Raw genomic sequence first — 21,645 nt, 5'->3', positions numbered from 1 at the left:
GAGTTGAAAAAATCAAACAGAAAAAAGCCTGATCGTTAGTCGCCCCAGGCGGTCAACACCAAGGTTCGGCGACCACCGTTGTTGCGGTGTTCTCCCAGATAAATTCCCTGCCACGTTCCTAAATTAAGCTGCCCGTTCGTGATCGGAATCGTGACGGAGTGGCCCAGCATAGCCGCTTTCAGGTGGGCAGGCATATCGTCAGAACCTTCGTAATCGTGTTGAAAATAAGGTTCATTTTCTGGAACCGTTTTGTTGAAAAAACGCTCAAAATCTCCCCGAACGGTAGGATCTGCATTCTCATTGATCGTCAAACTGGCCGACGTATGTTGAATAAATACGTGAAGCAGGCCAGCACGGATGAGTTGTAGGTCCGTAAACTCTCGTTCGATAAGGCGGGTGATCAGGTGAAAACCACGCGAATAGGCTGGTAAATGGATGGTACGTTGGTAAACAGGCATACGTCGGTTGATCGCGATATTGACGAAATTAAAAAGCTGCGTTGGAAAATTAACCATCCAATCGGTTTATCAGTTGTTTGGATTGATTACTTTCGACCTGATAAAGCTTAGTTCTCTTGACGTTCAGAAATCATGAATACCCTCTACATGCTACTGTTGGGTATGCTGGCTAAATCTCCAGTACAGGCACAAGTGCGGATTGACTCCCTGCGAACTCCATCAAATCAGGCCAATGTGGTTCGTAACGTTTTTCCTGAATACGATCAGGAAATTATGTACTACGGCAAGCATAATCAATATTTTACCGTTCGGATTTTTCGAAAAAACGGTGATTTGTTCCGGCAGGATTCATACACACTTTTGCCCAAAACACTGCCGAATGGCTGGCCATTGGACAGTTTGGACCGAATTGTTCATCATGGCCCTACTAAAATAATGTACCCTTCCGGTAAGGTTTATGTGAGTTGTGAGTATAACGAAGGAGCGCTGGATGGTCCATTTATGGTGCTTTACGAAGATGGATCGATTAAGCGTAGGGAATTTTATAAGAGGGGGCGCTTAAAAAAAAGTCAGTGTTATACAACTGACGGGAGCGCGCAAAAATGCGAACTGTTTTATCAGACAGCGCAGTTTCTTGGCGATCCGAAAGCGTTAGAGACGTATCTGACGCAGAAGTTAGGATCGGTGCTTGATGGCGAGCGAGTCCGAAAAGTGGCCGCTACGCTTATTATCAATGAAATAGGTCAGGTGGTTCGGGTAAACGTCGCGGTTAATACGTCGACTCTGGCGCAACAACAGGTGCAGGCTGTAGGCAGCTACGTACAACAGGTGATTCGGAATATGCCGGAGTGGACGCCGGAAAAACTCAACTGGAAACCCGCTGTGAATGATGGTGTTAGCACGACGTCATCCTGCGTTTTATCCGTATTTCGCTATTACGGAGCTATAAAATACAATCTGACCTATCAGATGTAGCCAGCAGTTGACAGCCTAAATACGCAGCGGAATCTCCAGTAGCAGCAGAAGTGCATCATTTGAGAGGGCTTCAAACTCAATTTCACCATGTTGAACATCGGTGAGTGCCAGACCATCCCGTTCGTGCAGGAGCCGGTTTTGAACCTCAAAGACGCCATTCAGAACAAAGACATAAACTCCACTGGTCTGTAGCGAATTAGGGATCGTTGAGAGTGGGTAGATACCTTCCTGTCGGCCATCGTATCGACCAATAAATCCGTGAAAGGACGGACCCGAACTTAATCCATTTGCTCGACTCTCGAAAAGAGGAAGTAATTGATTCTTAAGTTGTAAATCAAAGCTAATGGTCTGCGTACCTGAGCAAAAATCAGGCGACGGATTGATTTGCCAAATCACAAGATAATTAATGGACTCTGTTTCGTAGGGATTGATCAGCTCATATTTCATGGCACTGGTTAGCGAAAGAATTCCTGCCTGACCTGCTTCCAGAAACCCAGTGCCTGCGTCACTTTTGTACTCAAGACCCCCAACGATTGGGAGAATAATTACTTCCGTATGTTGTTCGACCTGCATACAAACGCTGTGACCTGCCTTTAACCAGTCATCGTTCAGGAGTTGTAGCGAACCAAAGGGTTGTCGGCCTTCGGCGGTATACTGACCAAAGTTGAAGCTGTGAAAGCTCTGTAAATAGTCAATCTGTGATCGCCCTCGTAGGTCTGCTAAATAAATCTGTGCCTGTGTTTGCGTATCCATAGGATTCGGTCGACTACGCAATTTCTTGCTGGAAAGATGAGATACTCAGATAGGGCTGTAGAGAAATTAGGTCGGTTTCTACCTCGTTCCCGGCCTGTAAGGCTTCCCGTTGATCACCATAAGTAATCAGCAGTTGCTTGTCAATTGTATCAATCCATGTCAATGGATCGCTATAAAACAGAATGGCCACTTTATGGGCTTCCTTATTCTGCACGTGCGAATGAATGATTTCGAACTTGAACTGGGAAAATGGGAGACATAATTTCCCGGCATTATTGGCGATATCTGGAATAATTCCGTTCAATTGCCGGATATACCCAATCGCGGCTGAACTAGTCATTGACTGCAATTGATCGGCGCCGGGTACATTGTCGCGCAATTCCTGAAACGTGGTATATTTCCCATCCTGGTTATAGAACTGGGCCTGCATGTAAAACTCCTTGAACGTATCGTCAAAGACGTATTTATCCCACAATTTCTGTGACGATGCGTCAATGATTTTTCGATAACATAACCGGATTATGCCCTTAGTCATGTAGGTGATGTAGGATATATGATGGATGAAGTAGGAGGTGAACTGACGCATAAAAATATTTATACATCATATATCCTACACCCTACTTCATCCATTGCTTACGCTTTCACAACAATTGTATGGGTGAGGGTATAACCGCCCGAAAGGCTGCCGGCAACTGTAGCCAATTCCGTAGTAAACCCATCGCTGAATACGTTATCCTTTTCGTTCTTCGTATCCTGTGAACCTTTCGTATATCCGTAGGATTGCCCCGTTGTATACACTGTATTGCATATATCGTACGGAAACGCAATCTGGGTGACTAACAGCGATTTACCGGCCGAATTGTAAATGTGTACGTGAATGTGCGGTGCTCGGCCTGAGTACCAGCCTGGGAAAATCGAGGTGAACGAAACCAGGCCATTGGTATCTGTTGTCTGACGCCCTCGCAGGAAATCGACGGAAGTGAAATTAACACTTTGCATACCAGTGCCACCATATTCGGAATAATACCCATCTTTATCACAATGCCAGATATCGACCAACGCACCCGACAGCGCAGCACAGCTGCTATTGGCATTTTTGATGGTAATATTGATCGTAAAAGCTACGCCCGTACGATCGTCACGAATGTCTTTGCGGACGAAGTTGGCAGGCACTTTAGTTGGGAAAGGTCCTTCCGTTTCAGTCGGGGTAACTGTGCAGTCGCTGGCAGAGCTTCCGTTGGTAGAGCCCGTTGATGTACTGGTACCAGTCGATGTACTGGGCGTAATCTCTGTCTCCGACTTCTGGCAACCGACAATTGCGATACCTAATAAACTTCCGAAACCTCGTTTTAAAAAATCCTTACGTTCCATTTGATTAGAAAACGGTCTTATTAGAAAAAAGATGGGTTAATAGAGTGGGGTATTCGTAATATCCAGCCAGAGCTAATCAAGCCGGTAGTGTTAATTAATTATTCTTATTAGCGCAGAAAGCCCCCCTTTCGTTGCACGGAAGGCTTAGTTGTAGGTGAATGAGCAGATTGTGTCGGTAAATGAATTATTTCCCGAAGCGATTCATAAAGTCTGATTCGTAGCTGGCACCAATCGGAAGTTCGCGCCCGGCGATGGAAATAAGTTTGCTGCTTACGGCCTCAACGCGATTGAGGGGAACAATATAGGATCGATGAATACGAACGAACTGAGAGCTGGGCAACCGCTCTACCATCGACTTCATGGTCATTCGGGCAACAATTGGTCGGGGAATGTCGGAGCGGTTATTATTGCCTGTATCGGGCTGCAGGTGAATTTTTAAATAATCATCAAGCCCTTCGATATAGAGTATGTCTGAAAATGCAATTTTGTGGAGAGTATAATCTGCCCGAACGTATAGATGGGCATCGGCTGTTTTATCGGATCGTTGCTGCCATCGATAAAAATCAGCCGCTTTATTGGCTGCCTGCAAAAAACGGTCAAACGTAAAAGGTTTCAATAAATAATCGACGGCGTTGAGGGTAAAACCTTCTACCGCAAATTCGGCGTAGGCCGTCGTGAAAATAACCATCGGGGGTTGCAAAGGCCCGGATAATGTGCCTATCTCCCTGTAAAAATCAATGCCCGACATGGAAGGCATATTGATGTCCAGGAACAATAAATCGGTTGGGAACTGCTTTATGTGGCGCAACGCTTCGTCGGTACGCGTAAACGTTTTTTGGAGATCAATGAAATCGACCTGCTGACAGAAGTGCGAAAGAACCCGTAAGGCAGGTGGTTCATCGTCTAAAGCAATGGCTCGAATCATGATAGAGTAATCGTTAAATCAACCGTAAAGCTATCGGGTTTGTCTTCAATTCGTAATTGATGCCGATCTGGATACAGGTGTTGCAACCGGGCTTTCGTGTTCGTTAATCCTATTCCGCTGGCTACGGCTGTCGGCTGAAAGACTCGTACTTTTCGGTTAAAAACATGACAGCTGAGTTGTTGTTCATCTATCACAATAGCCATGTCGATGGCGGATGGCTCCTCTGGACTAACACCGTATTTAAACGCATTTTCGATAAACGAAATGAGTAGTAAGGGCACAATTTGTTTTCCATTTGCATGACCTGATACCGAAAAGTTAATTTGAGCTGTATCACCAAGGCGCAACCGTTGCAGAGAAATGTAGTGATCAATATAATCCAGCTCATTGCGAAGCGAAACCTGATCTTTCTGCGATTCCTGAATGACATACCGCAGAAACGACGAGAGCTTAACAATCGCATCCGCCGTTGGGGGCGACTCGATAATTGCCAGCGAATAAATGCTATTCAACGTGTTGAACAGAAAATGCGGATTAATCTGGGCTTTTAAATACAAGAGTTCCGACTGGATTTTTTCGCGCTCCGTCTCACGCCATCGATTATTGACCCGAACAACAATTGCCATCAGAAATCCAGCCAGCGTAAGGAAAAACGTTTGTGTCAACTCAGATGGGCCACCGCGACGACGGGGTCCCGATTGAGAAAAAGATTTGTCGGGCGGGGGGGCACCGGGGAAGGGTGGAGGGGGCATTCTGGTAGAAAACTGTTCTTCAGGTGGTGCGGGGAAGTGACGATCAGCCACTGGCCCTACCCCTTGCCGACTAACCAAAACTAAAGTGCCTTCGATCAGTAAAAAGCAGCCTAACGCACACAGACCGTAGGATATATACTGTTTACGAAAGAAAAATTTTGGAATCAACAGATAATAGTTTGTATAGAAAAAGGCTATTGTAAGTACATAGGATAGGACATTACGCTGTTCTCGTGGATCATAAGGAAGATCCGACAATTTGGCAAATCCATCTTCGGCAAACAGATAGGGGAGAGCCAGAAAGATTAAACAACCCAATACGTGAATAGCAATGGGCGAAAGTCGTTTATTCATACAGGAAAATTACGCCCGAATAGACAAAAGGCATGGAAAACCGTCAGGTTTGTGGTGAATACACTAAATGTGTCGGTAAATGAGGCTTGTTCCTGAGAGTTATTGCACAAGAAGCCTGCTTTATTGCGAATTTCCGGAAGATGCTATAGTTGCCTAGTTGACTGTATCTGAACATGATACAGGAGGACTGTTCCTCATCATGACAAAAAATAGTAATAAGTGGGCCATTACCGTCGGGCAACGAGTTTTTTAGGTTTATTCACCAATTGTATTTTGAAAAGCGTCGGCCAATTTTTGCCGGTTACATAAAACGCATTTTCCTTCGGTTGGTAAGCAATGCCGTTTAATACATTGGTTTTCGTATCGATACTTCCCGGCAGAATCGACTCCATGCTGAGTTCACCTACAACTTTCCCGGACGATATATCAATCTGAACGATGCGGTTCGTTTGCCAGACATTAGCGTATACGTATCCGTTGACGTATTCTAACTCGTTGAGATTCATGACTGGCCCCATATTGTCGTAAATGGCCAGCTCACCTTTCCGTTTGAAATCGGGTGTAAGAAAATAAAGACGATTTGAACCATCGCTCATTATCAGCGTCGAATCGGTGTGCGTAAGCCCCCAGCCCTGCGTAGGATAGGCAAAGGTTTTTTCCAGCGTAAAATTCATGTTGTACTGAAAACAGACGCCCGATGTCCAGGTCAGCTGGTAGATTTTGTTGTTCAGAATGGTCATGCCTTCGCCAAAATATTGGGCGGCTAAGGAGACGGATTTGACAATAGAACCCGTTGCCAAATCAACTTGCATTAATTTCGATTCGCCGTTTAGCCCAGTACTTTCGTATAAAATCCCGTTATGAAACTCGAGCCCCTGTGTAAAACTGCTCGACTGATGAGGAAACGATTTTAGAACTGAATATCGAAGCGGAATCGGTCTGAAATCCGACCATAATTCGATACCAAGCGTATCCGATTCGGTTGTTTTATCCGCCTTTTGTCCCTGAATGATCAACCGATGAAGACCTGTTTTTCTGGATTTTAGATGGATGGTCAATAAACTGTTTGTTTGCTTGTAAACCGGAATTAGGACCGTATCGAGCCTGACCGTCACCTGCGACAGCGGTTCCCTCAGATTAACTGAAATTGTATCACCAGCTGTGTAGGTCGATTTGGCAAGGCTGGCGATGGGTACTTTGGGTTCTTCAGCTTCGGTTGGCGGTTTTTTGCCGGGTTTACAGGCCTGGTTCAGCAAGCCGAATACTAGGGCAAGCCCTATAAAATATACCTTGATATGCATGCCCATTGCCTTACTGGCATTCGTAAACCGCCCCACAGTTATTATCTTTCTACCTTGATTATTAACAATTATCTTGACGTTGAGAATAGTATGTTGATCACATATTTCGTCGGTATTGGCCACCAACGGCATAGAGCGCATTCGATAATTGCCCAAGCGAACACACTTTGGTCGCTTCCATCAGACTCTCGAACAGATTACCATTAGCCAGCGCCGTTTGTTGTAAATGAGCTAGTGCTTGTTCTGCTTCGGTCCGATGCTGCTCCTGAAACGCCTGGCACGAGTCGACCGCATACCGTTTTTCCTCATCGGTGGAGCGGATCACTTCGCGCGGAACAATCGTTGGCGAACCGGCTGGATCAAGAAACGTATTCACTCCAACGACTGGTAATTGCCCGTTGTGTTTCAGGGTTTCGTAATACATCGACTCGTCCTGGATTTTGCTTCGCTGATACATTCGTTCCATCGCTCCTAATACTCCCCCTCGCTCATTGATCGCCAAAAACTCCTGATAAACAGCTTCTTCCACTAAATCGGTTAATTCTTCCACAACAAAAGAACCCTGCAACGGATTTTCGGATTTGGTCAAGCCAAACTCCCGATTTATAATCAACTGAATCGCCATTGCCCGACGAACCGATTCTTCGGTCGGTGTTGTAATGGCTTCATCGTAGGCGTTGGTATGCAGTGAGTTACAGTTGTCGTAAATAGCCAGCAGTGCCTGTAGCGTTGTTCGTATATCATTGAAAGCAATTTCCTGCGCGTGCAAACTCCGACCCGAGGTTTGAATGTGGTACTTGAGTTTCTGCGAGCGGTCGTTTGCCGTATAGACATGCTTCATCGCTTTGGCCCAGATACGTCGGGCTACCCGACCTAATACGGTATATTCCGGGTCCATGCCGTTCGAAAAAAAGAACGATAGGTTAGGGGCGAAATTGTCTATATGCATTCCCCGACTCAGGTAATATTCGACGAACGTGAACCCATTCGACAGGGTAAACGCCAATTGCGAAATCGGATTAGCGCCCGCTTCGGCAATATGATACCCGGAAATAGAAACTGAGTAAAAATTCTGAATCTGATTATCGGTAAAATACTGCTGAATATCACCCATCATTTTCAGGGCAAATTCCGTCGAGAAAATGCACGTATTCTGGGCCTGATCTTCCTTTAAAATATCGGCCTGTACCGTACCTCGCACGCGCTGAAGTGTTTCAGCCTTAATTTTTGCGTACACTTCGGGAGGAAGTACTTTATCGCCCGTTGTACCGAGTAACAGCAATCCAAGTCCATTATTGCCATCCGGCAGCGGCCCTTGGTAGGAAGAGGGCACAGGTGTTTGGGCAAAGGGTGATTCCATATTATTTACCCTTTGCCCCATGCTCTCTGCCCCATGCCCCCGAAGCCACTTTTCACATTGCTGGTCGATGGCGGCATTTAAGAAAAAGCCCAAAAGCATAGGGGCTGGGCCATTGATCGTCATAGACACCGAGGTCGTCGGATCGCAGAGGTCGAAACCGGAATAGAGCTTCTTGGCATCATCCAACGTGCAAACGCTCACACCCGAATTGCCGATCTTGCCAAATATATCGGGTCGCATAGCGGGGTCTTCGCCGTAGAGCGTTACGGAATCGAAGGCCGTTGAGAGCCGTTTGGCGGGCAATCCCTTCGATACGTAGTGAAATCGACGATTCGTTCGTTCTGGGCCACCTTCACCGGCAAACATACGTGCGGGATCTTCTCCTTCACGTTTGAGAGGAAACACGCCGGCTGTGTATGGAAATTCTCCCGGCACATTTTCGGTCAATAACCACTGCAAAATATCACCCCAATCATGGTATTTGGGTAGACTGACTTTGGGAATTTTGAGATGTGACAGCGTTTCGGAGTAAAGTGGTTGTCGAATTGTTTTATCGCGAACCGTAAAGGTATATACGTCGGCTGTATACCGTTTTTGAATTTCTGGCCACCGTTGAAGCAGATCTCGACACTCGCCGGATAATTTCCGCTCCAGATCGGTATACAACGTCTGTAATGTTTCTTTTAACGCCCCGTCGGCAATGATTTTGATCGTTCCTTCAATCTGATAAAGCTGCCGGGCAAGGACCGTTTGCTCACTTCTATATGTATCATACCGTCGGCTTGCTTCCACAATTTGGGCTAAATACCGCACTCGGTCGGGTGGGAGAATGGCATGAGGCATAGGGCTAGGGCTGGTGTGAAGCAGAGCGGGCTTCTCCTGCCGTTCTCCGCGCCACCCCGGCTCCGCGCTCCATGCCCCCAGCAATAAATCAAACAACGTGTTCATTCCCGGATCGTTAAACTGTGATGCGACAGTTCCGAGGATGGGTAATTCATTGTCGGGTACGTCCCAATTGTTGTGATTGCGACGGTATTGTTTGCGAACGTCGCGGAGGGCGTCCAATGAACCACGCTTGTCGAACTTGTTGATGACGATGACATCGGCAAAGTCGAGCATATCGATTTTTTCCAGCTGTGTAGCGGCACCGTATTCAGCAGTCATCACATACAACGTTTTATTAGCATGTTCTGTAATTGCGGTGTCCGACTGTCCGATTCCTGATGTTTCTACGATAATCAGGTCAAAATGAGCGGCTTTGCATATATCGATGGCATCCTGAACGTGTCGACTTAAGGCCAGATTGGACTGTCGGGTTGCCAGCGAACGCATATACACGCGCGGTGACTGAATCGCATTCATCCGAATTCGGTCACCTAACAGTGCACCACCGGTTTTTCGTTTCGACGGATCAACCGAAATGATAGCCAACGTTTTATCTGGAAAATGCCGTAAAAACCGCAATACCAATTCATCGACTAATGAGGACTTGCCAGCCCCACCTGGACCGGTAACACCAAGAACAGGGGGTGAGTGGAGGGAAGACCGAATGAGTGATTGATCAAATTGGTCAGGAAAGTTTTCGGCGGTGGAAATCAACCGGGCGAGTAAACCGGGATCGGATGGTTCAGGCAGGCTTTCGATCCTGGAAATGGGCAGATCAAAATCGCATTGCTGCAACAGATCGTCGATCATGCCTTGTAAGCCCATGGCTCGCCCATCATCGGGCGAATAAATTCGGGTGATACCATATTGATGAAGTTCGTCGATTTCTGTGGGCAGGATCGTACCACCCCCTCCGCCGAAGATTTTGATATGTCCGGCTCCACGTTCGTGGAGGAGGTCATACATATACTTGAAAAATTCCAGATGACCTCCCTGATAACTGGTTACGGCAATTCCCTGTACATCTTCCTGAATCGCACAATCAACAATTTCGGCCACGGAGCGGTTATGACCCAAATGAATGACCTCAGCGCCCGATGCCTGCATGAGCCGACGCATCAGATTGATCGCCACGTCATGACCATCGAACAGGGATGCCGCCGTAACAAGGCGAATTTTTCGGTTAATTACGCTTGGTTCTACAGGATTAACGGATTGAGTAGTCATGAATGGGATGTAAGTAATAGATGTTTACTAAGAATAATGGGTGCTTTTCGAAGTTACAAACATGATGAAAATGTACTTTCATTTATTAAATTCGTTACAGCCTAGTAAAAGGTCGTCAAAATTCGGTTTCACTCAATTTATACCGGGATGCCATGGCATCCGACCCATCTGAATAGTATGCTAAAAAGCACCATTTCTCGAATTTCTCTTTGTGCGCTTCTCCTGACGGGCGTATGTACTATCAATACAAACGCACAGGATAAGGCCCTGCTGTATAAAATACTTGGTGCCGGTTTAACACACCCTTCCTACCTCTATGGTACATTTCACATTGTTTGCCCCAACGATCTGATTATTACCGATTCAACAAAAAAAGCAATTAATGAAGCCCAGCAAGTATATCTGGAGCTTGATCTGGACGATCCGGCTATGATGAGTGGCATGATGCGGGCCGCTATGATGACCGATGGGACCACGATTAAAGATTACTTATCAAAGGAGGATTATACCATACTGGATAATTATCTGAAGCAGAAGACCAATATGAGCTTGTCGCAAATGGAGATGATGAAGCCGATTGGGTTGATGTCGATGATCTATATGGGAATTCTGAATTGCCAGCCAGCTTCGTATGATATGACGTTTATGCAAATGGCTCAAAAAGATAAAAAAGAAATCTTCGGACTCGAATCCCTTGACGCGCAACTGGCTGCTCTCAACAAAATTCCAATGGAAACGCAGCTTAAAAGTTTGGTCGATATGGCGCGTAAGCCGGAAGAAGCCAGTAAAGAGTTCCAGGATTTCCTCGATGCCTACAAAGCGCATGATCTGGCTAAATTGATGAAACAGATGAAGAGTAGCCAGTATGATGGCGGAATGAACGGCTACGAAAGCGATTTGCTGGATAAGCGAAATGCCAGCTGGATTCCGGTCATTGAGAAAGCCGCTCAGGAAAAACCAACTTTCTTTGCGTTTGGTGCCGGTCATCTGGGTAGCGAAAACGGCGTTATTAATCTACTTCGCAAAAAAGGATATACGGTAACACCTATTCAATAGTAAGTCTCAACCCGTCTATGAAACTCGTTATTGTTTTATTGCTGACATGGTTGATAATGAATCAAAGTGTATCCTATCAGCCACAGGTTCAAGTCACCAGAACCTCATCGGATGAGCAGATTAAGGAGACAGAACGCCAGGTCTTACAACTGTATAATGTGAAGGCTGTGGTGAAGGTGATCGATTTTGGGAAAACCATAAAAACTCCTTAACAAGAATACTGCCAAACCCTTGCTGTGTGCTTGGGTGCTAGCTGTAAATAAAAAGTAAAGAGATAGTTTTAGTTGAGCTTGAAAATGCCCACTATGTAATTCCCATCAACTTTAGCCCCTCGCTTAGCGGTAGCGTTGACTAGGTCAATTTCCCAGATGTAGGTGCCATCTGTATCGGCAGTGACCGGTAAATACGCCTTGCCATTATCGACCAGAAACGCAAGAGGAACCCCTGCTTGTCCGGCGTGGTTAGGAATTCCGCCGGATACATATCGGACAGTTTTGGCGTTTAAATCGAATAAAGCAACTTTCAGGCTAACATTGTCTGAAGCCCATTGGCCATTTGCCTGGGGAAACTGCCCGACTTCGGCCAATACCTGCCCATTACCAACATATTGGGCGTAATAGATTTTCAGGCCGCCGGTAATCAGATCAGTATTAAAAAAATAGTCTGGATCGAACGTCTGAGCACCGTTTTTAATGCGAAGAAAACCGGATGGCTTGGTTCGTTGTGAGAACGTATAACCTGATGAAGCTAACGTGTATAAATCCCAGGTTTCGGTCTGAAAGATTCCATTATTTCCATTAAACGAACCTGCAGGACCAGTCCGCGTATCCTTGATTACTTTATCCAGTGTAAAATCTGGGTACGTATACACTGCAACGTAAGCGGTGTCCGTGAAAGGCGTACTGTAGTCGAAGCGATTTTGCAGGTAATACGAGATGTATACCCGATTATCCCGAAGCTGCATACCGGAAGGCCAGACAATATCTTTCCCAAACAACGGATTCAGGCTTCTTGCTACTTTGTTAGTCAGTGAAACCGATTGCGCATTTGCCGTGTAAAAAATGGCTGTGTTATTCTCGGGTATCGTCCTTGGAATTTGAATGGCCCCCAGAGTATTGGCATCTAATTGGGTTGGAATATCAAAGTTTTTATCGAATGTAATACTGCCTTTCTGCGTCAGAGAGTCGGACGCATTCAGCGTATAGCCGATCCCGATCGGGATTCCCTGTGTAGCTGTACTGCTACCCACACTAAAAATGGTCTGGCCAACCTGCGCATACGTTCGGGCTCCTTTCTGATCGATTCCCTGTCGATTCGCCGATAGGGTACCACTTGTAATCGATGTTGTTTGGATTAGATAATCCGTTAATACATTGTTGCTCGATTTCATGCGCATGGCAACTACATACTTACCTTTTTCTGGTGTTAACTCATCGACTCCCTGAGCGCATGAAGTCAGTAAGGCAAATAGGCAACAAATAGCCAACAGGAGTTTTTTTTCGGTAATCATGTGTATAATTTCTGGATAGATAACGATCCTCCAATTTTCCAGAAATAACCATGCCAGTACACACTCCATACGCTATGTTTTTGTTGGAACGAAGATTTACCTGGTCAATTACCAGGCTTAGTTGTAAACTCCATGAATCGATAGACTTCCTGACGCACAACATCGAACGTTTGGGCCACCTGACTGCGGTGTTGCTTATAGGCCGATGGCGTCATAATGGACGTTCCCGAATCGGAAAGGTTCGGATTGGCAAAATCACCTAAACTCTTCACAAAATGAGCCGTACTGAATTCGTAACCTTTTTCACTACCATTCGGAATCACCAGGTTCGAAAAATCCCAGCCAAGCAGGTTATTCCGCTTTATGCGTTCCTCGCTCAGCTTCTTCATCTGACTGACTGCCCCATCGTAATCTGCACCCGGATTTCTCCGTTTCATGCGCTCAACAACCATAAGCTGCGTTCCATCAGGAGCGAATTTTGGGGCAAATGTCCCGTCTGTAATTTCCCAAATTTCGATTTTAACAACGGGTGCTGTATTCCGGTCCCGTTTCTGCAAATCCGCCATTTTTATCTGAACACTATCGCCGTACATACGCGCCATAGCTTCTGGCGAAGCGCCCCGAATGGCCATTTCACGCGTGAGAATCCGGGTTACATAATCATATTCGGTCTGATTTGGATTGGATGTAAACTGCTTTACAGTCATGTACCATCCTTCGAGTTTGCCTTCATCTACAGCCGCCTGATTCACTTTTTTCCATTCGCGCTCAACAGGTAACGCATCCTGAATGGTGAGCCCCGGATTCAGTTTGTGGTAAATCAGGTACATATACATTTTCTGTGGGGCTTTCGACTGGGCCTGCGCGGCCGAAAGACCTGAAAAGACCATACTTAGCAGCATAAAACTTCGGTAGATGGAAAGAAATCGGAGCATAAACGAAATTGGTAACGACAAATGACAGATGGATTTTGTGAAAAAGACGTAGTGACGTCACGACTACTCCTGAGCGTTTTGACTTAATTGAACAGATAACGTAAATCAATATTCACCGAAGAAACCTGTGATGTTGACGTCGCCGTTTTGTTCATACTGAATTGAATTCAAGAGAAATAGCTTGGTATGGATCTCCGCAGGCTATGTGGCTCGTGGAGATTTTTGTTGTTGGCCAGCCGACTAAAATTCGTTTAAGGATTTTAAGTAACTTGTGGGAGCTAGTATACGTAGCGTGCTCTTGGGGAGTTTGTAACGAGAGCGTTTCTTTCTAACCTACACGATGCCAATGACTGGTTGGTCTAACCACAGAATTCAACTAATGACTATATTAATCATCTATTGTCATCCAAGTAAAGAGTCTTACACATATAATGTATTAATGCAGTTGGTTGAGGAAATCCGACAGTCGGATTGGGAGGTTGAGATTTCTGACTTGTATGCGATGAATTTCCCGAGTGATATGACTGAGGAAGAATATAATCGGGAAGGGTTTGCCAATACATCCTTGCCTATTCCTGAAGACGTACTCGAGGAACAAAAAAAAAATGAGCGGGCAGACAGTATTATTTTCTTGTATCCAATCTGGTGGAGCGATTGTCCGGCGAAATTGAAAGGGTGGTTTGATCGCGTTTATACCGTCGGGTATGCCTACAGGCAGATGGATTCGAATCTTAGTATGAAACGGGTCAACTATGGGCTTGTTGTTTGTACTGCAGGGCATCCCAATCATTTTTTAGAAGAAATCGGTATCGCCCAAAGTATGCAGGCCATTATGCTGGATGACCGGCTCGGAAAACGATTTCGCCATAAAGAGATGTGTATTCTTGGCGGTACGCTTGATATAGAAAAAGTGAGGCCTGAGCATACAAAAGCAATCAAAGAAGTTACCCGTAAGATTGCTATGTATGGCCCGCAAATAGTTGAAAATCAAGAGTAACAGCTGAGTATGGAGCATTACTACCAGAAGTTTTTCAGTTATGTCGAAGAGATTCTGATCTTGCCAGAAGCCGATAAAACCTCTATTCGGCAAACATTCAAACCGATTTTTGTGTCTAAAGACACGATTATTGAACCAGCTGGTCAGGTGCCTCAATACCACAACTTTATCGTTTCGGGGTACATGCGCAACTTCCACATTGACCAGGACGATAACGAAATTACGACCGACCTCAACAATGGCTCCCGATTTTTTACGTCGTACTTCCATTTTATGCACCGCACGGTGTCCAATGAAAACATACACTGTATTACGGATTGCGAACTGTTACGTATTAATCGAGATGATGTAGATGCCGTTGCGCAACGCAGTTTTACGCAGAAGGATTATACCATTCAGATTCTGCAGAAACATCTGGAAGAAGATAAGCGACGGATCACTGACATGACCACGTTGACGGCCGAAGCGCGCTATCAAAAATTTCTGAGAGAAAAACCAGGCATCATTCAACACGTCCCTTTGCGATACATCGCATCCTATTTGGGTATCACGCAACGGCATCTTAGCCGACTTAGGGGTTAGGTGATTGCTAGAGGTTTAACCTGAAATAGAACCGTTCATCCCTATTGGACATTTGTCTAATCAGTCAGATAAAGGCTCAGTTTAAGTTTGAGTGAAACTTAACACCTGTCGCCATGATGACAACAACCGTCCGATTATCTGACCCGTTAAATGCTTCTTTTGCTACTAAACTCCTGACTATTGCAGCAACGACATGGCTTGCCGTCGCGATAGTGGGGCAATGGCTATTTGGCCTGTATATTCTCCTGTTTTATGGTAAAACCACTATTACGGGCGATTTTGACCGATGGAATAAAGTGTTGCCGCATGGTTATGTTGAAGGGGATTGGAAAGGTAATCTGGTTGTTGGAAGCCATATATTGTTGGCTGCAATATTGGTCATTGGTGGTCCCCTTCAGTTAATGCCACAGATACGTCGGCACTTCCCTCGTTTTCATCGCTGGGTTGGCAGGCTATACGTCATAACGGCTATTGTGGTGAGCGCGGCTGGTTTATTTATGGTCTGGACTCGCGGTGCGGTAGGAGATTCTATTCAACATATCAGCATCAGTATTCAGGCTATTTACATTATTTTGTTTGCCTTGTTTACCATTCGTTACGCCAGGGGTCGTCAATTCGATAAACATAGAGTTTGGGCACTGCGACTGTTTATGGTGACGAATGGGGTGTGGTTTTTCAGAGTTGGCCTGATGTGCTGGCTGCTAATCAATGGTGGGCCAGCCGGTTTTGATCCCAAAACGTTCACGGGGCCATTTCTCTCATTTCTGTCTGTGTTTACCTATGCCCTTCCGCTTTCACTAATTGTGCTGGAGCTGTATCTGTACGCTCAGAAACGACAGAATAATACCTTTCGCCTAATCACAGCGGTAACCATTTTTCTGTGTACCATTATCACAGGGATTGGGATTTTTGGTGCTACCATGGGCATGTGGTTACCTCGATTGTAAGGGTATTTACCGGAAACGTAAAATTTCCTTTTCTTCAGAACGATAGCGAATACCTTTGCTGAACAGTCAGTTCAAGATTGTTTACTAAATCGCATGAAAACCCTACCTTTTTTACTACTCATCACTATTCGTCTTTGGTTCGTACAATCACCAACAACTTCACCCGATAAAGTCGTTGCCAATTTGTATCAGCAACACGCAAAGCAAAGCCCATTTTTTCAAACTAAAAATCGGGTTTTGCTGGATACGTATTTCACTAAAAAGCTCGCTGATCTGATCTGGAAAGATGCCATTGAGTCGAAAGATGAAGTCGGTGCTATTGATGGTGACCCGCTCTATAACGCGCAGGATACTGAAATTAAAAAGTTTGCGATTCATCCTGCTAAAATTCAGGGGAACAAAGCGACCGTAAATGTTACTTTCGAGAATTTCAAACAAAAGCAACTCATTGTTTTTTTACTGACGCAGGAGCCAAAGGGCTGGAAGATTGAAAACATTAAGTATACAGATGGTTATTCGTTGCTGAAAATTCTGCAGCCCGGAAAGTAAACGTCGACGGTCAAGTTGATTTACTTTCTGTACTTTTGCGGCATGGAAGTAGAAGTGGATTACCTGCAAGACGTAGAAGTGCCTGCAATGGAAATACTGAAAAGTGACCGGCTTACACATCTCAAATACGACATTCGCGGCCCGATTTATGAGAAGTCGCTTGAACTGGAGAGTCAGGGTTATAAAATTATCAGCCTGAATATTGGCAATCCGGCCACGTTTGGTTTCGATGCGCCCGACGAAATCGTTCACGATATTATCCTGAATATTCGAAATGCGCAGGGCTATTCTGATTCGCGGGGGCTATTTGCCGCTCGAAAAGCCGTGATGCACCATACGCAGAACATTGGCTTACCAGGTATCACAATCAACGATATTTACATCGGAAACGGGGTTAGTGAGTTGATTATGCTTTCCATGCAAGCGCTACTCAATGAAGGCGATGAAGTGCTGGTGCCGTCGCCCGATTACCCACTCTGGACGGCTTCTGTTGCATTCTGCGGAGGAAAACCCGTTCACTACATTTGCGATGAAGCCTCTGACTGGAATCCTGATCTGGACGATCTGAGTCGGAAAATTACTCCCCGAACGCGGGCTATTGTCGTTATCAATCCGAATAATCCCACTGGAGCGGTTTACGATAAATCGGTATTGGAAGGCATCGCCCGAATTGCTGAACGACACAAACTCATTGTTTTCTCGGATGAGATCTACGACCGTATCCTGTACGATGAAGCGGTTCATTACCCCATCTCGAAAATGATTTCGGATACGCTTTGTATTACGATGGGCGGTCTGTCGAAGAATTACCGTGCCGCTGGTTTTCGAGGTGGCTGGATGATTCTGAGTGGAGCGCGACATCGGGCTAAGTCGTATATCGAAGGGTTAACACTGTTAGCCAGTATGCGCCTGTGCGCCAATGTACCAACGCAATACGCAATCCAGACGGCTCTGGGTGGTTATCAGAGTATTCATGATCTGGTGATTCCAACAGGTCGATTGCACAAGCAGATCATGCTGGCGTATGAACGGATGACTGCCATTCCGGGCATAACTTGCGTGAAACCCAAAGGTGCCCTATACATTTTTCCAAAAATCGATCTGTCGCAGTTCAATTTAGCCGACGACGACGATTTCGTGCTGAACTTGCTTACGGAACAGAAAGTGTTGGTCGTATCGGGCAATGGCTTCAACTATACATCCAACGATCATTTCCGCATCGTCTGTTTGCCAACCGTCGATGAGCTCAATCTAGCACTGGATCGGATCGAGCATTTTCTGGAAAGCCGACGTAAATAAGGGGGAGTTTTAACCTGAAACTAAATTAAAGTAATGCTTTACTTCACTCAGATTGTCTTTGTTCGGGAAGGGGAAGAAGATACCTTTCATGCGTTTGAAGATAAAGTGTTACCCTTGCTGGAACGCCATAATGGCCTATTGCTTTATCGGGTCCGGCCGCCAAAGCCGTCGGTCATTACAACCGAATTTGGCTATCCCTACGAGATTCACATCGTTACCTTTCCTGAAATGGCAGATTTTAAAGCCTACAGCAACGATCCTGAGCGTATTCAGTACATGTCGTTGAAGGAGCAATCCATTGAGCAGGCTATGTTGATACGAGGGGAACGATTGGGATAGCGTCCAAGACAAAACCAAAGCCTGATTCAGGAATTAGGTGCGACATACCTGCTGTTTTTTGGTCGGGCTTACTGTATCTTTACCGGATGCGAGAACCGATTGATACACCAATTCCCCATGCTAAACAAAACTCGTCACGACCACGCTTCGATGATATTTTCATGGACCTTGCCGTCAATCTGGCCAAGCGTTCGCATTGTATCAAAGCACAGGTTGGGGCCGTATTAACCCGCGATACTCGGATTATTTCGATTGGCTACAACGGCCCGCCCGCCGGTACTCACAACTGTGATGAGGAATTTCCAGAAACTGGCTGCCCACGGGATTCCAAAGGGTCGTGTTCGCTGGCCCTGCATGCCGAACAGAATGCGATTTTGTATGCCGCTAAAAACGGTTCAGAGATAGAAGGATCTACGATTTATGTAACGTTATCGCCTTGCATTGCCTGTGCCCGAATTATCTACAGCATGAAAATCGCGCGGGTGGTTTATTTGAATTCCTATGCTGCGTATAAAGGAATTGGTACCGACGAAGGCGTTGATTTTCTGCGTCGTTTCGGTGTTACCGTCGAGCGGTACGAATCTGGAAAAGAACCATCAGCTAATGAATCATCTACAAACCAACTTGTGCCATGAATATTTTGGCACATGCTTACCTATCCGACCGGCATCCAGAAATAATCATTGGCAATTTCATTGGTGATTTTATAAAAGGCGATCCAACCAGCGTGCGGCACCAACTGACAGCAGGTGAGATTGCTGGTGTTCGGGTTCACCGCGCTATCGACTCATTTACCGATGAGCACCCTGCTGTGGCGGCTATACGGGATATTTTGCATCCACGTTGCCATAAGTACGCCGGTGCGGCTGTCGATATTTTTTTCGATCATTTTCTATCGAAACATTTCTATGAACTGACGGGCGAGCGCCTGAATGAGTTTGTGCCTTTTTTTTACCAGACAATACAGCAAAATACGTCTCGATTGCCTGCTGCGGCCGCTCGTATGGCTGAATACATGATTCGGCACGACTGGCTGACCAGTTATCAGTTTACGGAAGGCATTGATCGTTCATTGAAAGGTGTTTCTCGTCGTACTGCTTATCCCTCGGGTCTGGATACCGCTATTGAGGACTTTACGGCCTATTACGACCAGATTGCCACGCATTTCTTTTATTTTTGGCCTGACTTAGTCAGTCATATTCAGCAAATTCGTACCACATTACTCGCAAACCTATGAAAACTAAACTGACCCGTTCCGCATTATTTTTCTCTGGAGTACCTATGTTTCTGTTGCTACTTTGCGTAATTCTGACGCAGGTAAGCTGGAAAAAAGCCGAACCCTGGGGCCCAAATCAACTCCTCGAACCAGCCGATCTTGCTTCCACCATTTTAACGCCGAATGCAACTAAACCGCTCATTATTAGTATTGGTCCGGCGGCTACAATCAAAACGTCAGTTGGTATTGGGCCAGGCAGCGAAGCGGAAAACATAGCCAAACTGGAGAAATTGCTGAGTAAAGAACCGAAAGACCGGGCCATTGTGATCTATTGTGGCTGCTGCCCTTTCAAAAATTGCCCCAATGTTCGGCCAGCATTTACGAAGCTCAACGAGATGGGGTTCAGGAATCACAAACTGCTGAATCTAGCCAAGAACCTAAAAACTGACTGGATCGACAAGGGATATCCGGTAATTGACTAGGAGTGTCAACCCGGACATCAGGGTTGAATCGTCTTTTTGCTCCAAACCCAGTAGAAGGGTAAACCTGTGGCAATTAAACCCAGTCCCGTCAGGGCTTCGCGTGGTTGATTAATGAGAGTCATTACAACGAGTAGTGCACAACAACTGCCGAAAAAAATGGGCACCACAGGATAGCCAATTACCCGATAGGGGCGGATTCGCTCGGGTTCCCGATGCCGCAGCAGGATAACAGCCAGGGCGGTTGCGCCGTAGAAGATAAAGGACGCAAAAACCAGCATGTCTGTCAGTTGATCGAAACTGCCCGACCAGACTAACACAAGCGACCACGCGCATTGAAGCAGAATGGCAACCGATGGCGTTTGATAGCGAGGGTGAATAACGGCTGCGGCTCTAAAAAATAGTCCATCGCGGGCCATCGCAAAGAAAACCCGGGCGGGCATCAGAATCGACGCATTGGTCGAATTGGACGTGGTAACTAGAATCAGGATGGAAATAAAGGTAGCCCCAAAACTTCCAGCAGCCACCCGAACAACTTCAACAGCGGCAATTTTTCCGGGGGTACTAGCCAGATGAGCCAGCGTTTCTATCGGCAAAACGTAGACGTACACAATGTTCAGGAGTACGTAAATCCCGACAACGATGGTTGTGCCAATCCCAAGCGCCAGCGGAAGATTACGTTGCGGATTCTTGATTTCTTCGCCGATATAGCCGATCTGATTCCAGCCGTCGTATCCCCAAAAGGCACCCAGGGAAGCCACAACCAGCGACCCTAGCAAACTCCCGTACGCACTACTGCTAGCCTTTGGGATAGCATGAACTAGGTTGGATAGGCTTCCTGAGTCGGCTCGGAAGCCCAGAATGGCAATTACCGCAACGGCTCCAAAAATCAGGTACAATAGTGCTCGACTAAGCTCTTCCGCAAAGGTGATGCCTCGATAATTAATCAGACTAAGAAAGAGAATTAGAAGGGTAGCTACAGATTTTACGGCAAGTTCGACTGATTCGTCAGGAACGTTGGTTAGCGAAATTAGGGATTGGCCGAAAATATAAGAGAGCGCTGCAATAGTCGCTGTTCGCATCACCGCAAAAGCTCCCCATCCGTACAGAAAGGCGAAGAAACGTCCGTAAATCTTTTTAAAATACACATATTCCCCGCCCGACTGAGGAAACATTCCCGCCATTTCGGCATACGTTAAGGCCCCCGAAAGGCTCACCAGGCCTGCTGCAACCCAGCAACCTAAAACCAGTAGCGGAGAGCCCAATTCAGCTGCCATTGGGGCTACCTTTTTAAAAACGCCTGACCCAATAATGCCGCTAACGACTAATAAAATGGCCGAACGAGTGTCTAGTGAACGGGAGAGATGGGGCATAT

Annotated in this window: 23 protein-coding genes; 12 read left to right on the top strand and 11 right to left on the bottom strand. The window is 46.0% G+C overall.

The window, feature by feature from the left end; genetic code table 11:
- Window positions 1-35 precede the first annotated feature (35 nt).
- The gene (locus tag ACYVE4_RS23825) at window positions 36-458 is read right to left on the bottom strand and encodes a secondary thiamine-phosphate synthase enzyme YjbQ (RefSeq protein WP_461042872.1); all 423 of its coding nucleotides are present in this window, start codon (window positions 456-458) and stop codon (window positions 36-38) included.
- 132 nt (window positions 459-590) lie between these two features.
- Between ACYVE4_RS23825 and ACYVE4_RS23820 the strand changes: the two genes are divergently transcribed.
- A complete protein-coding gene (locus tag ACYVE4_RS23820; RefSeq protein WP_461042759.1) occupies window positions 591-1,433 on the top strand; it encodes a toxin-antitoxin system YwqK family antitoxin in 843 nt (280 codons plus the stop codon).
- 15 nt (window positions 1,434-1,448) lie between these two features.
- Here the strand turns inward: ACYVE4_RS23820 and ACYVE4_RS23815 are convergent, their stop codons facing one another.
- The 7 genes from ACYVE4_RS23815 to ACYVE4_RS23785 all read right to left on the bottom strand — a co-directional run bounded on the left by ACYVE4_RS23815 (window position 1,449) and on the right by ACYVE4_RS23785 (window position 10,361).
- The gene (locus ACYVE4_RS23815) at window positions 1,449-2,186 is read right to left on the bottom strand and encodes a pirin family protein (RefSeq protein ID WP_461042758.1); all 738 of its coding nucleotides are present in this window, start codon (window positions 2,184-2,186) and stop codon (window positions 1,449-1,451) included.
- 13 nt (window positions 2,187-2,199) lie between these two features.
- A complete protein-coding gene (locus tag ACYVE4_RS23810) occupies window positions 2,200-2,772 on the bottom strand; it encodes a hypothetical protein (protein WP_461042757.1) in 573 nt (190 codons plus the stop codon).
- Between the two features lie 47 nt (window positions 2,773-2,819).
- On the bottom strand, window positions 2,820-3,557 hold the full coding sequence (locus ACYVE4_RS23805) for a dioxygenase family protein (protein WP_461042756.1): 738 nt from the start codon (window positions 3,555-3,557) through the stop codon (window positions 2,820-2,822).
- A gap of 184 nt (window positions 3,558-3,741) precedes the next feature.
- The gene (locus ACYVE4_RS23800; protein WP_461042755.1) at window positions 3,742-4,482 is read right to left on the bottom strand and encodes a LytR/AlgR family response regulator transcription factor; all 741 of its coding nucleotides are present in this window, start codon (window positions 4,480-4,482) and stop codon (window positions 3,742-3,744) included.
- Window positions 4,479-5,588 (bottom strand): sensor histidine kinase, encoded by a 1,110-nt coding sequence (locus ACYVE4_RS23795; RefSeq protein ID WP_461042754.1) that lies wholly within the window; start codon window positions 5,586-5,588, stop codon window positions 4,479-4,481. Before ACYVE4_RS23795 ends, ACYVE4_RS23800 begins: the two co-directional genes overlap by 4 nt.
- 227 nt (window positions 5,589-5,815) lie before the next feature.
- Window positions 5,816-6,925 (bottom strand): glutaminyl-peptide cyclotransferase, encoded by a 1,110-nt coding sequence (locus tag ACYVE4_RS23790; protein ID WP_461042753.1) that lies wholly within the window; start codon window positions 6,923-6,925, stop codon window positions 5,816-5,818.
- 61 nt (window positions 6,926-6,986) lie between these two features.
- A complete protein-coding gene (locus ACYVE4_RS23785) occupies window positions 6,987-10,361 on the bottom strand; it encodes a methylmalonyl-CoA mutase family protein (RefSeq protein WP_461042752.1) in 3,375 nt (1,124 codons plus the stop codon).
- 177 nt (window positions 10,362-10,538) lie between these two features.
- Here ACYVE4_RS23785 and ACYVE4_RS23780 point away from each other — a divergent pair, with 177 nt between their 5' ends.
- Window positions 10,539-11,417 (top strand): TraB/GumN family protein, encoded by an 879-nt coding sequence (locus ACYVE4_RS23780; RefSeq protein ID WP_461042751.1) that lies wholly within the window; start codon window positions 10,539-10,541, stop codon window positions 11,415-11,417.
- Between the two features lie 17 nt (window positions 11,418-11,434).
- Window positions 11,435-11,629, top strand: a complete 195-nt coding sequence (locus ACYVE4_RS23775; protein WP_461042750.1) for a hypothetical protein — start codon at window positions 11,435-11,437, stop codon at window positions 11,627-11,629.
- 68 nt (window positions 11,630-11,697) lie between these two features.
- Here ACYVE4_RS23775 and ACYVE4_RS23770 read toward each other — a convergent pair whose 3' ends face one another.
- Entirely contained in the window at window positions 11,698-12,927 is a 1,230-nt protein-coding gene (locus ACYVE4_RS23770; RefSeq protein WP_461042749.1) for a DUF4374 domain-containing protein, read from the bottom strand.
- 104 nt (window positions 12,928-13,031) lie between these two features.
- A complete protein-coding gene (locus tag ACYVE4_RS23765; RefSeq protein ID WP_461042871.1) occupies window positions 13,032-13,817 on the bottom strand; it encodes a hypothetical protein in 786 nt (261 codons plus the stop codon).
- Between the two features lie 424 nt (window positions 13,818-14,241).
- Here ACYVE4_RS23765 and ACYVE4_RS23760 point away from each other — a divergent pair, with 424 nt between their 5' ends.
- The 9 genes from ACYVE4_RS23760 (at window position 14,242) to ACYVE4_RS23720 (ending at window position 20,273) form a co-directional block, all read left to right on the top strand.
- A complete protein-coding gene (locus ACYVE4_RS23760) occupies window positions 14,242-14,859 on the top strand; it encodes an NAD(P)H-dependent oxidoreductase (RefSeq protein ID WP_461042748.1) in 618 nt (205 codons plus the stop codon).
- A 9-nt stretch (window positions 14,860-14,868) separates the two neighbouring features.
- Window positions 14,869-15,441 carry a Crp/Fnr family transcriptional regulator gene (locus ACYVE4_RS23755; RefSeq protein ID WP_461042747.1) on the top strand — a complete coding sequence of 191 codons (573 nt, stop codon included), beginning with the start codon at window positions 14,869-14,871 and terminating at the stop codon, window positions 15,439-15,441.
- Between the two features lie 113 nt (window positions 15,442-15,554).
- Window positions 15,555-16,388 (top strand): DUF2306 domain-containing protein, encoded by an 834-nt coding sequence (locus tag ACYVE4_RS23750; protein ID WP_461042746.1) that lies wholly within the window; start codon window positions 15,555-15,557, stop codon window positions 16,386-16,388.
- 93 nt (window positions 16,389-16,481) lie between these two features.
- Window positions 16,482-16,937, top strand: a complete 456-nt coding sequence (locus tag ACYVE4_RS23745) for a DUF3828 domain-containing protein (RefSeq protein WP_461042745.1) — start codon at window positions 16,482-16,484, stop codon at window positions 16,935-16,937.
- A gap of 87 nt (window positions 16,938-17,024) precedes the next feature.
- Window positions 17,025-18,236 (top strand): pyridoxal phosphate-dependent aminotransferase, encoded by a 1,212-nt coding sequence (locus tag ACYVE4_RS23740; RefSeq protein ID WP_461042870.1) that lies wholly within the window; start codon window positions 17,025-17,027, stop codon window positions 18,234-18,236.
- A gap of 33 nt (window positions 18,237-18,269) precedes the next feature.
- Window positions 18,270-18,575, top strand: coding sequence for a DUF1330 domain-containing protein (locus ACYVE4_RS23735; protein ID WP_461042744.1), 306 nt, complete (start codon window positions 18,270-18,272; stop codon window positions 18,573-18,575).
- 86 nt (window positions 18,576-18,661) lie between these two features.
- On the top strand, window positions 18,662-19,210 hold the full coding sequence (locus ACYVE4_RS23730; protein ID WP_461042743.1) for a deoxycytidylate deaminase: 549 nt from the start codon (window positions 18,662-18,664) through the stop codon (window positions 19,208-19,210).
- The gene (locus ACYVE4_RS23725) at window positions 19,207-19,812 is read left to right on the top strand and encodes an acyl carrier protein phosphodiesterase (protein WP_461042742.1); all 606 of its coding nucleotides are present in this window, start codon (window positions 19,207-19,209) and stop codon (window positions 19,810-19,812) included. Before ACYVE4_RS23730 ends, ACYVE4_RS23725 begins: the two co-directional genes overlap by 4 nt.
- The gene (locus tag ACYVE4_RS23720) at window positions 19,809-20,273 is read left to right on the top strand and encodes a rhodanese-like domain-containing protein (RefSeq protein ID WP_461042741.1); all 465 of its coding nucleotides are present in this window, start codon (window positions 19,809-19,811) and stop codon (window positions 20,271-20,273) included. Before ACYVE4_RS23725 ends, ACYVE4_RS23720 begins: the two co-directional genes overlap by 4 nt.
- A 17-nt stretch (window positions 20,274-20,290) precedes the next feature.
- On the opposite strand, the gene ACYVE4_RS23715 is transcribed toward ACYVE4_RS23720, so the two are convergent.
- The gene (locus tag ACYVE4_RS23715) at window positions 20,291-21,643 is read right to left on the bottom strand and encodes an APC family permease (RefSeq protein WP_461042740.1); all 1,353 of its coding nucleotides are present in this window, start codon (window positions 21,641-21,643) and stop codon (window positions 20,291-20,293) included.
- Window positions 21,644-21,645 lie beyond the last annotated feature (2 nt).

This window comes from Spirosoma harenae (assembly GCF_054776975.1).
Note: the sequence above shows the minus strand (reverse complement) of the source record. Positions and strands in the feature narration are given on the sequence as shown.

Excerpts from the sequence above, each read along its gene's own strand:
- ACYVE4_RS23825 (WP_461042872.1), bottom strand. The coding sequence starts at position 458 with ATGCCTGTTTACCAACGTACCATCCATTTACCAGCCTATTCGCGTGGT.
- ACYVE4_RS23820 (WP_461042759.1), top strand. The coding sequence starts at position 591 with ATGAATACCCTCTACATGCTACTGTTGGGTATGCTGGCTAAATCTCCA.
- ACYVE4_RS23815 (WP_461042758.1), bottom strand. The coding sequence starts at position 2,186 with ATGGATACGCAAACACAGGCACAGATTTATTTAGCAGACCTACGAGGG.
- ACYVE4_RS23810 (WP_461042757.1), bottom strand. The coding sequence starts at position 2,772 with ATGCGTCAGTTCACCTCCTACTTCATCCATCATATATCCTACATCACC.
- ACYVE4_RS23805 (WP_461042756.1), bottom strand. The coding sequence starts at position 3,557 with ATGGAACGTAAGGATTTTTTAAAACGAGGTTTCGGAAGTTTATTAGGT.
- ACYVE4_RS23800 (WP_461042755.1), bottom strand. The coding sequence starts at position 4,482 with ATGATTCGAGCCATTGCTTTAGACGATGAACCACCTGCCTTACGGGTT.
- ACYVE4_RS23795 (WP_461042754.1), bottom strand. The coding sequence starts at position 5,588 with ATGAATAAACGACTTTCGCCCATTGCTATTCACGTATTGGGTTGTTTA.
- ACYVE4_RS23785 (WP_461042752.1), bottom strand. The coding sequence starts at position 10,361 with ATGACTACTCAATCCGTTAATCCTGTAGAACCAAGCGTAATTAACCGA.
- ACYVE4_RS23780 (WP_461042751.1), top strand. The coding sequence starts at position 10,539 with ATGCTAAAAAGCACCATTTCTCGAATTTCTCTTTGTGCGCTTCTCCTG.
- ACYVE4_RS23775 (WP_461042750.1), top strand. The coding sequence starts at position 11,435 with ATGAAACTCGTTATTGTTTTATTGCTGACATGGTTGATAATGAATCAA.
- ACYVE4_RS23770 (WP_461042749.1), bottom strand. The coding sequence starts at position 12,927 with ATGATTACCGAAAAAAAACTCCTGTTGGCTATTTGTTGCCTATTTGCC.
- ACYVE4_RS23765 (WP_461042871.1), bottom strand. The coding sequence starts at position 13,817 with ATGGTCTTTTCAGGTCTTTCGGCCGCGCAGGCCCAGTCGAAAGCCCCA.
- ACYVE4_RS23760 (WP_461042748.1), top strand. The coding sequence starts at position 14,242 with ATGACTATATTAATCATCTATTGTCATCCAAGTAAAGAGTCTTACACA.
- ACYVE4_RS23755 (WP_461042747.1), top strand. The coding sequence starts at position 14,869 with ATGGAGCATTACTACCAGAAGTTTTTCAGTTATGTCGAAGAGATTCTG.
- ACYVE4_RS23750 (WP_461042746.1), top strand. The coding sequence starts at position 15,555 with ATGATGACAACAACCGTCCGATTATCTGACCCGTTAAATGCTTCTTTT.
- ACYVE4_RS23745 (WP_461042745.1), top strand. The coding sequence starts at position 16,482 with ATGAAAACCCTACCTTTTTTACTACTCATCACTATTCGTCTTTGGTTC.
- ACYVE4_RS23740 (WP_461042870.1), top strand. The coding sequence starts at position 17,025 with ATGGAAATACTGAAAAGTGACCGGCTTACACATCTCAAATACGACATT.
- ACYVE4_RS23735 (WP_461042744.1), top strand. The coding sequence starts at position 18,270 with ATGCTTTACTTCACTCAGATTGTCTTTGTTCGGGAAGGGGAAGAAGAT.
- ACYVE4_RS23730 (WP_461042743.1), top strand. The coding sequence starts at position 18,662 with ATGCGAGAACCGATTGATACACCAATTCCCCATGCTAAACAAAACTCG.
- ACYVE4_RS23725 (WP_461042742.1), top strand. The coding sequence starts at position 19,207 with ATGAATATTTTGGCACATGCTTACCTATCCGACCGGCATCCAGAAATA.
- ACYVE4_RS23720 (WP_461042741.1), top strand. The coding sequence starts at position 19,809 with ATGAAAACTAAACTGACCCGTTCCGCATTATTTTTCTCTGGAGTACCT.
- ACYVE4_RS23715 (WP_461042740.1), bottom strand. The coding sequence starts at position 21,643 with ATGCCCCATCTCTCCCGTTCACTAGACACTCGTTCGGCCATTTTATTA.